The organism is Halalkalibacter oceani (genome assembly GCF_023715605.1).
Taxonomy (GTDB): domain Bacteria; phylum Bacillota; class Bacilli; order Bacillales; family Bacillaceae_D; genus Halalkalibacter; species Halalkalibacter oceani.
Genome location: NZ_JAMBOL010000022.1, coordinates 23,313 through 36,991, shown reverse-complemented (window position 1 = coordinate 36,991; position 13,679 = coordinate 23,313). Strand labels below are relative to the sequence as shown.

14 protein-coding genes and 1 pseudogene are annotated in these 13,679 nt (G+C 47.0%); 5 read left to right on the top strand and 10 right to left on the bottom strand.

Features of this window, described 5'->3' with window-relative positions:
• The 3 genes from M3202_RS17440 to M3202_RS17430 all read left to right on the top strand — a co-directional run bounded on the left by M3202_RS17440 (position 1) and on the right by M3202_RS17430 (position 3,297).
• Complete coding sequence (locus tag M3202_RS17440) at positions 1–765, top strand: ATP-binding cassette domain-containing protein (RefSeq protein ID WP_251224542.1); 765 nt, start codon at positions 1–3, stop codon at positions 763–765.
• 151 nt (positions 766–916) lie between these two features.
• Complete coding sequence (locus tag M3202_RS17435; RefSeq protein ID WP_251224541.1) at positions 917–1,930, top strand: aliphatic sulfonate ABC transporter substrate-binding protein; 1,014 nt, start codon at positions 917–919, stop codon at positions 1,928–1,930.
• Positions 1,931–1,944: 14 nt separating this feature from the next.
• Positions 1,945–3,297, top strand: a complete 1,353-nt coding sequence (locus tag M3202_RS17430) for an LLM class flavin-dependent oxidoreductase (protein ID WP_251224540.1) — start codon at positions 1,945–1,947, stop codon at positions 3,295–3,297.
• A gap of 6 nt (positions 3,298–3,303) precedes the next feature.
• Here the strand turns inward: M3202_RS17430 and M3202_RS17425 are convergent, their stop codons facing one another.
• From M3202_RS17425 to groES, 3 genes are all read right to left on the bottom strand, one after another.
• Positions 3,304–3,609 carry an MGMT family protein gene (locus M3202_RS17425; protein WP_251224539.1) on the bottom strand — a complete coding sequence of 102 codons (306 nt, stop codon included), beginning with the start codon at positions 3,607–3,609 and terminating at the stop codon, positions 3,304–3,306.
• A 526-nt stretch (positions 3,610–4,135) separates the two neighbouring features.
• Entirely contained in the window at positions 4,136–5,770 is a 1,635-nt protein-coding gene (gene groL / locus M3202_RS17420; RefSeq protein ID WP_251224538.1) for a chaperonin GroEL, read from the bottom strand.
• A 46-nt stretch (positions 5,771–5,816) separates the two neighbouring features.
• A complete protein-coding gene (groES, locus tag M3202_RS17415) occupies positions 5,817–6,101 on the bottom strand; it encodes a co-chaperone GroES (protein ID WP_251224537.1) in 285 nt (94 codons plus the stop codon).
• A gap of 316 nt (positions 6,102–6,417) precedes the next feature.
• Here groES and M3202_RS17410 point away from each other — a divergent pair, with 316 nt between their 5' ends.
• A complete protein-coding gene (locus M3202_RS17410; protein WP_251224536.1) occupies positions 6,418–7,143 on the top strand; it encodes a CPBP family intramembrane glutamic endopeptidase in 726 nt (241 codons plus the stop codon).
• On the top strand, positions 7,140–7,355 hold the full coding sequence (locus M3202_RS17405; RefSeq protein ID WP_251224535.1) for a YdiK family protein: 216 nt from the start codon (positions 7,140–7,142) through the stop codon (positions 7,353–7,355). Before M3202_RS17410 ends, M3202_RS17405 begins: the two co-directional genes overlap by 4 nt.
• Positions 7,356–7,590: 235 nt before the next feature.
• On the opposite strand, the gene cydS is transcribed toward M3202_RS17405, so the two are convergent.
• The 7 genes and pseudogenes from cydS to M3202_RS17375 all read right to left on the bottom strand — a co-directional run bounded on the left by cydS (position 7,591) and on the right by M3202_RS17375 (position 13,636).
• A complete protein-coding gene (cydS, locus tag M3202_RS22735; protein ID WP_390189184.1) occupies positions 7,591–7,686 on the bottom strand; it encodes a cytochrome bd oxidase small subunit CydS family protein in 96 nt (31 codons plus the stop codon).
• An 11-nt stretch (positions 7,687–7,697) separates the two neighbouring features.
• On the bottom strand, positions 7,698–8,711 hold the full coding sequence (locus tag M3202_RS17400) for a cytochrome d ubiquinol oxidase subunit II (protein WP_251224534.1): 1,014 nt from the start codon (positions 8,709–8,711) through the stop codon (positions 7,698–7,700).
• Positions 8,712–8,723: 12 nt separating this feature from the next.
• On the bottom strand, positions 8,724–10,055 hold the full coding sequence (locus M3202_RS17395; protein WP_251224533.1) for a cytochrome ubiquinol oxidase subunit I: 1,332 nt from the start codon (positions 10,053–10,055) through the stop codon (positions 8,724–8,726).
• Positions 10,056–10,502: 447 nt separating this feature from the next.
• Positions 10,503–11,036, bottom strand: coding sequence for a DoxX family protein (locus M3202_RS17390; RefSeq protein ID WP_251224532.1), 534 nt, complete (start codon positions 11,034–11,036; stop codon positions 10,503–10,505).
• A gap of 197 nt (positions 11,037–11,233) precedes the next feature.
• A pseudogene (locus tag M3202_RS17385) lies at positions 11,234–12,439 on the bottom strand (ISL3 family transposase).
• A gap of 241 nt (positions 12,440–12,680) precedes the next feature.
• Positions 12,681–13,439 (bottom strand): twin-arginine translocase subunit TatC, encoded by a 759-nt coding sequence (gene tatC, locus M3202_RS17380; RefSeq protein WP_251224531.1) that lies wholly within the window; start codon positions 13,437–13,439, stop codon positions 12,681–12,683.
• Between the two features lie 17 nt (positions 13,440–13,456).
• Positions 13,457–13,636, bottom strand: coding sequence for a twin-arginine translocase TatA/TatE family subunit (locus M3202_RS17375; RefSeq protein WP_251224530.1), 180 nt, complete (start codon positions 13,634–13,636; stop codon positions 13,457–13,459).
• Positions 13,637–13,679: the final 43 nt, after the last annotated feature.

The following is a 13,679-nucleotide window of genomic DNA, read 5'->3' as shown; positions in this document are numbered from 1 at the left end:
ATGGAGGGACATCCAGCCGGAATCAGCATCAAAACGGTCAATCTTCATAAATCATTTCAAAGCACGAAAGTTATTAAAGGCATGAACCTGGCAATCACTCCAGGCGAATTCATCGCGATCGTCGGTAAAAGCGGCTGCGGAAAAAGCACATTGCTCCGCTTAATTGCCGGGCTCGATCAGCCGACTTCCGGTGAGATTTTAGCCGGTACCGAGCCTTTAACCGGCATCCACAAAGATATGCGGATGATGTTTCAGGAAGGAAGACTTCTGCCCTGGCTAACGGTTTTGAACAATGTCGGACTTGGGCTAAAGGGAGATTGGAAAGAAGAGGCTCATCTTTTGCTTCAGAAAGTTGGACTCGCCGACAAAATAAACGAGTGGCCTGCTAAATTATCCGGCGGCCAGCGGCAAAGGGTCGCTCTCGCCCGGGCGCTGATGAGCCAGCCCCGCCTGCTTTTATTTGATGAACCTTTAGGGGCTCTTGACGCACTGACAAGAATCGAAATGCAGCAATTAATCGAGGGCATTTGGCAGGAGCAGAAGTTTACCTCCCTGCTTGTCACTCATGATGTCGAAGAAGCTGTCGTCATGGCGGACCGTGTCATCGTAATCGAGGATGGAAGGATCGCCATGAATACCCGGATTGACCTTCCGCGGCCAAGAGACAGGCGCAACAGTCATTTTTCCAATCTCGTCGGCGACATTTTAGATCGCGTTCTCGGCCATGCGCCGCCCTCAAGCCAGTTGAGACAAAATGTTCAATAAGAAAACCGCGTAGCGGCTTTTCTTAGAAGCGGCGTGCGGATCCGTTACCATCTTTTAAGGCTGGCTGAAAACGGGGTTGTTTCAGACTGCCACGTAACGGGTGCAGCCGACGCCCTTCTTTTAAAAAAAGAAAAAGAAAAGGAGAGATATTATGCGGACGAACAAACGAAGCATTTTCTTTTTCATGATAATCGTTACAGCGCTTTGGCTAACAGCTTGCGGAGCCAAAGAAACAGATTCAGTAAGCGAAGCGGCGCCCGGGCACCCGGAGGAAGATACGGCTGGTGGAGATCCCGACGTTTTTAAAGTCGGCTTTCAAAAGGGCGATAATCTGACCATTTTAAAAGCAAGTGGTGAACTGGAAAAAGCATTGGAGCCACGGGGAATCGAGGTGGAATGGGTCGAATTCTCCGTCGGGCCGCCTTTATTGGAAGCTCTTAATGTCGGCGAGATCCACTTCGGCTATACGGGGACATCTCCGCCAGTATTTGCCCAATCCGGCGATGGTCCTGACGTTGCCTATGTTGGCTATGCCCCCTCTTCCCAGGAAGGGTATGGCATCATTACGCAGCATGATTCTCCTTTATCAAGTCTCAAGGAGTTAAAAGGGAAGAAGGTTGCCGCCGCCAGAGGCTCCGCCGGTCACTATTTCCTCATAAAAGCCCTGGAATCAGTCGGGCTGACACTTGATGATATTGAGGCGACTTATCTGGCGTACAGCGAAGGCCGCACCGCCTTCGAACGCAAGGATATTGATGCCTGGGTCGTGCCGGACCCACGCTTTGCCGATGCAGAAATCACAATTCAGGCAAAGCCTCTGGCAACGCGATCCGACGTCCCTGCTCAATATAACTTTTATTTAGCGTACCGCCCGTTTGCCAATGAGCACTCGGATATTCTCCGCATTGCGATCGATGAGCTGGCCAAAGCGGAAGACCGCGCTCAGGCCGACCTTCAGGCAACCGCCGAGCTGCTGTTTCAGGATACAGGAGTCGCCGTCAACATCTGGGAACGCTCCTTATCACGCCAGGCATGGGGCTCCGCCTATCCGCTGACCGAAGAAGTGATTCAAGCACAGCAGGAAGTAGCAGACACCTTTTATCAAACAGGAGAAGTCCCGCGGGAAATCGACGTCACTGAAGCAATGATAAACATCGAGGAATAAAGGGGGAAAACAAAATGACAGCACATGAACGTTCTTTTCATTTAGGAGCATTTATATGGGGCGTCGGGCATCATGGCGCAGCCTGGCGTCACCCTGATACCGACTTGAAAGGGTTCACCGATTTCAATTTTTATAAGCAGATCGCCGAAAAAGCCGAGGCTGCAAAATTTGATATGATTTTCTTCGCAGACCGGCTGGCGATTTCAGACCGCTACGAAAACCGCTTTGACGCGACTTTGACCTTCATTCCGCCGGTCCGCTTAGAGCCGGTGTCGCTCCTCGGAGCTCTCGGCGCCGTCACGGAAAAGATCGGCCTCGCCGCAACAGCATCAACCTCCTATAATGAGCCGTTCACCCTGGCGCGCAAATTCGCCTCGCTTGATCATCTGACAGAGGGGCGGATCGCCTGGAATATCGTCACCTCGACGAATGACGGAGAAGCGTTGAATCACAACCGCGAGCAGCACTTTGAACATAGCGAGCGCTATGCACGCGCGAAAGAGTTTCTCGAGGTCGTCACCTCGCTGTGGGACAGCTGGGAAGATGATGCGATTGTGCTTGATCAGGAAACGCCGCTTTTCGCCGACCCGAAAAAAGTGCATTACCTCGATCATGAAGGAGAATGGTTCCAAGTTCGCGGCCCCTTGAACATCCCACGTCCTCCCCAAGGCCATCCGATCAAAATTCAGGCAGGCTCGTCGCCGACCGGAAGAGATTTCGCCGCTGCTTCAGCCGATGTTATTTTTACCGCCCAGCCAACATTGGAAAAAGCGCAGGACTTTTATCAGGACATCCAACAGCGCTTAATCAAAGCAGGCAGACCACAGGGAAGTCTGAAAATCATGCCCGGCGTTATGCCGATTATCGGTTCCACGCCTCAGGAAGCGAAAGAAAAAGCCGACTACCTCGAGCAGCTCGTCGATCCGATAGCCGGCCTGGCTTTATTATCAGACAGCATGAATCATGATCTGTCGCAATACCCGCTTGACGGCCCATTGCCTCCGCTCACGGAAATACGCGGCAACCAAAGCCGCTTTAAGCTCGTCCAGGCACTGGCCGAGAAAGAACAGCTCACCTTGCGCGATCTTGGCAAACGCTTCGGCGGCACCCGCTCACACCGTTTATTGATCGGCACTCCAGAGGAAATCGCCGTCAATTTGCAAACCTGGTTTTTGAGCGAGGCCGCGGACGGCTTCAACATTATGCCACCGTATCTTCCGGGCGGCTTTACGGAATTTACTGATGAAGTCGTCCCGATTCTCCAGGATCTCGGTCTTTTCAGACAGGACTATCACGGCTCAACCCTTCGAGACCACCTTGGCCTAGCGAAGCCTGCCAACAAATTTTTGCAGCAGAAGACCGTCTGACCTCTCTCACGGCCGATGCTGATAGCGCTCCAGCTCAATACGACCATCAGCCGTAAACACTATGCCCTCGCTTTCGAGGGAGAGCTTTTGCACCTGAAACGCCTCGTCATCTTTCAACCCAATCTCTCCCTTGGCATTGATCACCCGATGCCAGGGGAGACGATGCTTTTTGCTCATGGAATGCAAAATCCGCACGACCTGCCTTGCCCCACGCGGGCTTCCCGCTAATGCGGCGACTTGTCCGTAAGTCATCACCTTTCCTTCCGGTATTTGTTTCATAATCTGAATGGCCCGTTCCGTAAATGGCTCCATCCGTAACGCCCTTTCATTCGCTCTTTTCCCGAGCTGTTTTTTCATCTTAGTCTATGTATAACATACAATAGTTTCAAAGCTGAGACCAGTTAGCAGATGGCTGTATCATAAACGCATTTTTTCTAGAACAAGGCCTCTCGACAACTTTCACTTCTTTATCTAAATGTTATCTTAAATTGAACCGATTTAACCTTTTTTACAAATTTAGCTTTTTTTACTCTTTTTACTACTAGAGTAGCCCTAATAATTACTAAAATTATAATACATGTAAACATAAAACGATCCTCCTTCCAACAAAAAAACCCCGACAAATAGACAGATGAAATCTGCTATCTATCGGGGTTTCCCGCTAAATATTTAATTATTAACTGAATATTACCATAATTATTATAACCTTGCAAATATTATTTTAAATGTTTTACTTTAAAGGTTTAATAAAAAGGAGACCTTCCAAAAGTCTACAGATGACTTATGAAAGGTCTCCTACTAGGCGAAACTTTCTTAAATAAAGTGTTTCAAGTGATGATTACATCATCCCAGGCATTCCGCCCATGCCGCCCATGTCAGGCATTCCGCCGCCGCCTTCGTTTTCTTCAGGCTTGTCGGCGATTACTGCTTCTGTTGTGAGGAACATTGCAGAGACAGATGCTGCGTGTTGAAGGGCAGAGCGTGTCACCTTCGTTGGGTCAACGATACCAGCTTCAACCATGTTTACCCACTCGCCAGTCGCGGCATTGAAGCCTTGGCCGACTGCTTCGCCTTTTAGGCGTTCAACGATTACTGAACCTTCAAGGCCTGCGTTGTGAGCGATTTGGCGAACCGGCTCTTCAAGAGCGCGAAGAACGATGTTGACACCAGTTGCTTCGTCACCTTCTGCATCAACAGCTTGAACAGCCTGGATTACATTGATCAGCGCTGTACCACCACCAGCGACAATACCTTCTTCTACCGCGGCGCGGGTAGAGTTCAGGGCATCCTCGATGCGAAGCTTGCGTTCTTTAAGCTCAGTTTCTGTTGCTGCACCGACTTTAAGAACGGCAACACCGCCAGATAGCTTAGCAAGACGCTCTTGCAGCTTTTCTTTATCAAATTCAGAAGTTGTTTCTTCCACTTGTGCTTTGATCTGGTTGACGCGAGCCGCGATTTGATCAGCTGCACCGGAGCCTTCGACAATGGTTGTGTTCTCTTTTGTGACAACTACTTTGCCGGCACGTCCGAGCTGCTCAATTGTAGCAGATTTCAGGTCAAGACCAAGATCTTCTGTAATCACTTCACCGCCAGTAAGGATCGCGATATCTTCAAGCATTGCTTTACGACGGTCACCAAAGCCAGGAGCTTTAACGGCAACAGCGTTGAATGTACCTCGAAGCTTGTTGACAACGAGAGTCGCAAGCGCTTCGCCTTCTACATCCTCAGCAATGATTAAGATTGGACGGCCTTGCTGTACCACTTGCTCAAGCACAGGAAGAACTTCTTGAATGTTAGAAATCTTCTTGTCTGTAATCAAAATATAAGGGTTGTCAAGAACAGCTTCCATCTTATCAGAATCTGTTACCATGTAAGGAGAAGCGTAACCGCGGTCAAATTGCATACCTTCTACGACTTCAAGCTCAGTTGAGAACCCTTTTGATTCTTCAATTGTGATTACGCCGTCGTTTCCGACGCGGTCCATTGCTTCAGCAATGATTTCACCGACTTCATTATCAGCCGAAGAGATCGCCGCAACCTGTGCAATCGATGCTTTTCCTTCGATTGGCTTAGAAATCTTTTTAAGCTCTTCCACAGCAGCTGCTGTCGCTTTTTCAATTCCTTTTCGGATCACCATCGGGTTCGCGCCGGACGTGACGTTTTTAAGTCCTTCGCGAATCATAGCCTGCGCAAGAACCGTTGCCGTTGTTGTCCCGTCCCCTGCAATATCGTTTGTCTTGCTCGCTACTTCAGCAACAAGCTTCGCACCCATGTTTTCAAAGGCATCTTCAAGCTCGATTTCCTTGGCGATTGTTACACCATCGTTTGTAATTAATGGGGAACCGAATTTCTTCTCAAGAACGACGTTGCGTCCTTTTGGTCCAAGCGTAACCTTTACAGCATTTGCTAATGCATCAACACCGCGAAGCATTGAACGGCGTGCGTCTTCGCTAAATTTAATGTCTTTTGCCATCGTTTCTACCTCCTAATTGATTGTATGTAGTTCCTATTCTCGATCCTTACCCGATAATAGCGAGAACATCACTTTCACGAAGAATGAGATATTCTTTGTGGTCATATTTCACTTCAGTGCCCGCATATTTAGAGAAAATAATCGAGTCACCTTCACTTACTTCAAGCGCGATACGCTCACCGTTGTCCGTTACACGGCCGGTTCCAACAGCGATGACTTTTCCTTCTTGAGGCTTTTCCTTCGCAGAATCCGGTAATACAATTCCGCTTGCAGTTTTTTCCTCAGACTCAACTAATTCAATCACAATTCGATCACCTAATGGCTTTAACAAGGAAAACACCCTCCTTCAAACCTTTGATTATAATTTTATTAGCACTCATTAGCACTGAGTGCTAACACAATTATTATGATAATCATATCGTCCTTATTTTGCAAGTCTTTTATCAAAAAAAATAACGACAAAACGAGTCAATTTTCTCCTCTAGCTTCTCCAAATCCTTCCTGCTTATTCCCTCTTTGTTCTTTTCTATTCAGTTGGGCGCTTCCCTTCTTATTTCGCTATAAAATATGATAAAATGAGAAGATGCTTGTTAGTTATAAGTACAGTTTATTATGTATAGACCTTATATAAAAAGGAGAAAAGCATATTGAATAAACGATATTGGTGGATTCTGATCACATATGTCATCATGCAGCTATCAGCGATACCGGGGGTAATTATTCTCAGAAACCTCGGCGTTGCACAAGAGCAGATTCCCGGGATTTGGAGCCTGTTCAGCTTTGGTCTCGGCTTTCTCGTTATCCTCCTTCTACTTGCACCCGATATGCGGGATCGCCATATGGTTCGCGGGCGTTCTTCGCGCGGCGAAGCAGTACGCTGGACAATCATTGGGGTTTTCATGGTTTTCGCCGCCCAATATGCAGCCGCTTTAATTGAGGTTTATCTGTTCGGAATTGAAGCTGGCTCAGAGAATACACAGCAAATCATTGAATTTGCCCAGGCGTTACCGGCTTTTATTATCGTCGTTTCCGTGATTGGACCGATTTTGGAGGAGATCGTATTTCGGCTTGTCATTTTCGGGGCGTTGTATAAACGGTTTAATTTCTGGATTGCCGGCTTTATCAGTTCCCTTATTTTTGCGGCGATCCATTTCGATTTCACTCACTTACTCGTTTACACGGCGATGGGCTTTGTCTTTGCCTACTTGTATGTCAGAACGAAACGGATCCTTGTCCCGATTGTTGCCCATGTCTCCCTTAACCTGTTCGTATCAGTCGTCAACGTCCTGCTTGTTGATGATCTTGAGAGATGGTTGGAACAGCTTGAGGAACTTGAACAGCAAATGTCAATGATTACAGGAGGATTACTATGAGAGCATCGCCATTAATGATGGCGCTTCTTTACTTTTTTGTCGGCTGTCTGCTCGTCTTTTTCGCGATTCAAAGTGTAAGCAGCACAGGCTGGACCGTATGGAGCTTGTTAATTATTTCATTCGCCGCGATCGACTTTATGATCTCCCTGCGCTTCTTTCGCCTGCGTCGGGGCATCAAACAAGTCCAAAAGCAAAATAAAAAAAAGAAGTGAGCATTGTCACTTCTTTCAGTCTGTCGACAAAGTCTCGCAAAAGCGAGAGGTTCGACAGGCTTTTTTTGGTATAAGGATTTGTCACGATCCAAAGCTTTGAACCCGCTCCCGGGATGGGGGCACGCTTTCCGCAAGCGGGCGTTGAACGAACCGGCACGCCGGTGGATTTCAACCTGCCCTCTCCTCCAGCGTCACCAACCCGAGACAAACTAACGTAAAAGCGAAGTGAGCATTGTCAGTTCTTTTTCCCCCTTGCTCCCCACCAAAAAAGTCCGAGTACCGCCAGTACGACGATGAGTATCGGTGCGATCATAATCAGAAAGAAGTTCACAACCCCACCTCCTATTTTCGTCCTTCCACATATTTATTATCAAACAGAAACAGGCGCATTAACAAATAGAGTGACGGAATTAGCAGGCAGAGACCGGCTATGAAGGCGACGATCAGCGCAATGGCCATCGCCTCGTTCGTAAAGCCGTCATAAATCGTTAAATGCGGATAGAGCAAATACGGCAAATGAGACGCTCCATAGCCGAAAAAGGCCGTGGCAAACTGGAGCATAACAAAGATAAAGGCTAAACCGAGCTGCCGCTTTTTCCAGACAAAATAGACGGCGCCAAGGAAAAACAGAAAGGATAAGCTGAACACCCATGATATATCCACCATCTTGGCAAAATGCACCGGGTTATGCTGATTGAGGGCAAAGAAGACGAGCACGCTTGCCAAAATCGTCGGAAAGCTCCAGAATAACGCATAGCCTCTTAATACCTCAAACGCCTTCATATCCCGCGCTTTATAAGCATAAAACGTCAGGAAGCAGGCCGAAATGTAAAGCACGCTGACAATCGCCAGAATAACGACCGACCATGAGTAGAAGCTGGAAAACAAGGCGCCGTAATCAAGCATGACATTGTCGTTCTCGATGACGATAAAGCCACCCTCTGAAATCGTCAGCACAACCGATAAGGAAGCGGGAATCAACAGCCCCGTCGCCCCATACAGAAACTTATAGAGCCGGTTTCCACGGAAGCCGTAATGATAAAAGGCATAATACGAGCCTCTGATCGCCAGCAAAACAATCGCGAAACTCCCGGGAATCAGCAAAGCCGTGCCATAGTAGTACGCCGTCGATGGAAAGAAACCGATAATGCCGATGAAAAAGAATACGAGAAAGACATTGGTCACTTCCCAGACCGGGGAAAGATAACGGTTGATCACTTTGTTGATAATATGCTCCCGTCCGGTTACTGTCGAATAGTAGCTAAAGAAGCCGGCGCCGAAATCAATCGACGCGACAATTAAATAGCCATATAAGAATGTCCACAACACGGTAATTCCAATTAATTCATAATTCATGATCTCCCCCCTCTATTCGATTCCCCGATCAAGTAATTCCTGTTCAACCGGATTCGATTTAAACATTTTCCGTAAAACGGTCACACATGACACCGCCAGTACCAAATAGAGCAAAATAAAGAGGTAGAGCATCAGGTCAACATGCTGAGACGTAGTCGCTCCCTCCGCGGTTCTCATAAAGCCATTGAGAATCCAAGGCTGCCGGCCAATCTCTGCAAAGAACCAGCCCATTTCAATCGCGAATAGCGCAATCGGAGCACCGGCAAGAATCGCCCACAGCAGCGGCTTATTATGCTCATTCCATTTCTTTCTGAGCCGCATGATGACAAACAACATCGAAACCGCAGCCAGGAAGATCCCGCTTATGACCATCAAATCAAATAAATAATGGACGATCATCGGCGGCAAGTCTTCTTCAGGAAATTCCTCGAGGCCGATTACCTCTGCCCCCGGATCTCCGTGGGCAAGAATGCTTAAAGCATACGGGAGCTCCAGCGCATAAGCAATCTCTCCATCCTCGGTCAAAATTCCGCCTAAGATCAATGGCGCTTCCGTCGTCGTCTCAAAATGCCACTCAGCCGCCGCAAGCTTTTCCGGCTGATATTCCGCTAAATATTTACCGGACAAATCGCCGATCAGTGCGGTGACGATGGCAAATACACAAGCGACCGTCATCGTTAAATGTAGAGCTTTTTTATGATAAACATGTTGATTGCCCCGCAGTAAATAAATCGCGGCAATCGCGGCCAGAATGAAGGCCGATGTTAAATAAGCTGATGAAAGAACATGAGCGACCTTGGTCGGCGTCGCCGGATTAAACATCGCCGCAAGCGGGTTAATATTCGTGATAACCCCGTTCTCCACTGTAATTCCGTAAGGTGAATTCATAAAAGCATTGACCGTCGTGATAAAAAATCCCGAAGCCGAAGCGCCGATCACAACCGGAATCACCAGCAGCCAGTGATGAATTTTCTTTTTAAAACGATCCCACGTATAAAGGTAAATCCCAAGAAAGATCGCTTCAAAGAAGAACGCGAATGTCTCCATAAACATTGGCAAACTGATCGCATGCCCGGCAACCTCCATAAAGCTGGGCCACAATAAACTTAGCTGGAGGCCGATAGCCGTTCCTGTCACGACTCCGACCGCCACCGTTATCACAAACCCGCGCGCCCACCGACGCGCAAGCAAGCGGTAATGCTCATCATTTCGCTTAATTCCGATCCATTCCGCCAAGGCAATTAATAGCGGAATACCGACCCCGATTGTCGCAAAAATCGCGTGAAAGCCCAACGTCACACCTGTTAATATCCGACTGTATATCACCGGATCGTACTCCATCATTTCTCCTCACCCTCCTTAGAAAAACACCAAAGGCATCTTTTTTCATCATCCTGTAAATTTTTTATTCATCCTTTTACAAAATGCTCACCTTTTCACATTCAAATTAAAATGGGCTTTAAAATTGAGCCAAGACAAGCTTTTCACTACTGCCACTATCACTATAGGTTTTACAAGGCGATTGTAACATATCGAAAAAGCCGCCGAGAAAATGATCAATGAATATTTTGTGAAAGGAATCACATTGTCATGATTTATTCTTTTTTTCTATACCATTTGTTCATTATTTCTAAACACAGCGGCGCAATGGATTGTAAGCTAGGTTGCTTTGAGAAAGCAGAAAAAACCGGGGAACAGGGATGATCTTTTTTCACCCTGTGTCCCGGATCTGAAAGCAGTGAATATAGTCAGTGCCTCTTTAATGCCCCTGAGCTTATTCATTTAAATCATTTATTTTTGCAGCAGTCCTTCACGCTGCTCAATCTTAACATGCAAGTCCTCTCTCTTTCGCAAAAGCTGCCGGCGTAGATAAGGCAGCACCCAACGGTCTCCCCCAAACCGTCCAGCATTGGCCCCTGCCGCCATAATAAAAATAGAAATCAAAATAAGCAGCGGATTTGTAGAAATCGTTCCGGCAAATAAAAAGGCCATATTCATCGCTACGCCAAAAAAAGCAGCGGCAGAAGTCAAAATACCAGTAATCAGTCCTAAACCAACAAGAATCTCTCCCCAGGCGACAACGAGACTAAATAGATCGGCATACGGAATCGCCACAGATTCTAAAAACGTTACATAAACAGGATATAAAACTTCCTCCCCCTTCATCACGGGATTCGTTACCGCACTTTCCAAAAAACCTCCCGCATGAAATCCCCCTGTTACCTTGCCAACTCCTGAAGATAGCCAGGCCCAGCCTAAATAGAGGCGTAATATGACCATAATTCCTGCTACTACCTTGTTTTCTCGTAAAAATTGTCCAATCATCAAAATGTCCCCCTCATTCATGTTCACTTAAAATGATATTGTGAATGTTTTCACAATGTTTATAAGGTAAGTATATCGGACTTAGATCAATTTGACTACCATATCTTACACATTTCACACTTTGTTCAATATTTCACAAACTATTGTGTGAAATTAAGGTTCTACGTCAAATGTTGGGATAGCGAGAGGATGACTCCTTATCCTACCCCGAATGTGATGTCTTTGTATTGATGGTGAAGTAAGATCCGGTTGCGCAACCGATCATATCTTCGAAAGCCAAACGCATTCCGCTTGATGACCTTCGTTTGATTGTTGAGTCCTTCGACAAATCCATTGGTGTACCCAAACGCAAAGCTATTTAAGATTTCAGTTTCCCAGTTCCGGAATGTTCGAATGGCTTTCTGAAAGGCGTCAAGGTGACTCTGTTCCACTTTTTCATAGAACGCATAAAGTCCCTCTTTGACCTCCACCATTTTGCCTTCCTTGCCCCGCTCTTTCGCCCGATCAAACCATGCCATATACGCTTCTTTCAGCTCATAGGCCTCTCGTAGAGCGTCAGAAAGGGACAAGTACCGTTCTACGTACCATAGCTGCCTCTCGGTCAGCTCTTCTCTTCGCTTGTAGAAAATGCTTCTGAGTCGCTTGCACTTCTTCCGGTCATAGGGGTGGAAGGCTTTCTGTTCGGTTCGTCGAACCGCCTCTAAGGCCCAAATCATGTAGCGGGAAAAATGGAACCGATCCCCAATAATGACCGGGCTGCCAAGTGCCTTTTGTACCGCTGATTTGAATGAGTAGCTCAAGTCCATCACGACTATTTGCACATGCTCCCCCTTCTTCTCCAAATACCGTTGTAACGTCTTGGCAGAGCGGTCGGGAAGGATGTCGAGAGGGCGGCGTGTTTGAGCATCTGCTAGAATGAGCTGGTAGGTCCCTTCCTACGTGTCTGCCTTGTATTCATCAATCGCGATCACCGGCGGAAGCTGATCCACTTCCTTTACCAGCGAAGCTGACAGGTGATCGAACCTCCGCATCACCGTCGTCGGAGAGGTATGGAACTGCTTGGCTGTATCCGTAAAGTTCTTCCCTTCGATCACCCTCATACCCAACGCCTGGTTCCACTCGATGGTCTGGCGTTGATACTTTTTCACAAACGATACCGTTTCCGCGAACTTCTTTCCGCATGGACAAGCATACCGGCGCTTTCGATAAAACAAAGCGACCTTCCGCTCAAACCATTTAAGGTGCTGGATCTTTTGGATTCGATAATCATGCACACGCGTCGTCATCGTTTGACAGGCCGGACATTCATGGGGTTTCCTTGGTACCTCCACATGAATCGCCACCATGTCCTCGCGTTCTTCTATCTTTGTCACGTTGACCTCTTTTAATCCTGGGATTTTCATGATAGACTTTTGTTGCACGCTGCTCCATCCTTTCTTTGTTTCTCGTCAATTCAAGGATAACAGGATCAAAGGAGCTTGCGTGTCTTTTTTTGTCCTCATTGTGCGAATACCCCAACATTTATTCTAGAGCCAAAATTAAGAAGGAATAGTTCCTTTGCTGCTGTTGCCCTAGGATCATATCGATTCCTCTAATCAAAAAAACGAGCAGGAACCTGTTTCCCTGCTCGTTTTTCAACCTTTATTATGAATCGGCTGCTTCCGCTTCTTCCCGTTCTCTTTCTGCTTTTTGTACTTTCCGGTACGTCACATATGACACCCAAATACTGAATTCATAGAGCAGCAAGAGGGGCACCGTGACCATTAAATGCGAAATGACTTCAGGCGGGGTAATCATCCCGGCGATGACCAGCAGCACAAAATAAGCTAGCTTGCGCACCTGGCTTAACAGCATCGGGGTTATGATCCCCAGTCTCGTTAAAAACATCACGATCACAGGGAGCTGGAATAACACACCGAATGGGAGCGTCACCTGAAAAAGAAACGTAAAGTATTCATTAATCCCATACTGTTCCGTAATACCGAGCCGCTCTGCTAAATTGCTCATGAACTGAACCAGGTAAGGAAACAAAATAAAATAAGCGAAGGCGATTCCCGCTAAAAACAGCAAAAATGCAAGCGGAATATAGGACAATGTCGCCTTCTGTTCATTCTCATGAAGGCCGGGTCGGACAAAAGCCCAAAGCTGATACAGAATAATTGGGAACGTTAAGATTAACGCACTCGCGAATGCGAACGTCATAAAGATCCGGATTGAATCGGTCATTTTAAAGGCGTTCATCGGCAAATCAGCTGCGGTTGGCGTGCTCTGCAAATATGTGATTAAAGGAGTCGCTAAAAAAAAGCCGGCGATAAAAGCCACTGCAAAGAAAGCGAGTGTGATGATTATTCGCCGCCTTAACTCCACAATGTGTTCCATCACCGACATATCTTTTTGTTCCATGGATAAACCCTTCCTGCTTAGGCTTTGTTATTATCTTTCTTTTTATCGTCATCATCATCCGCCAAGCCTTTTGTTGCATGCTTGAATTCACGTAGTGTATTCCCAGCAGCTTTTCCAAGCTCCGGCAGTTTTTTCGGACCAAAAATCAACAATGCAACAAGCGCAATAATCGCAATACTTCCTGCTCCTAATCCCATAGGTAGCACCTCCTTGTCCTTTTATCATACTCAGCAACAGCTT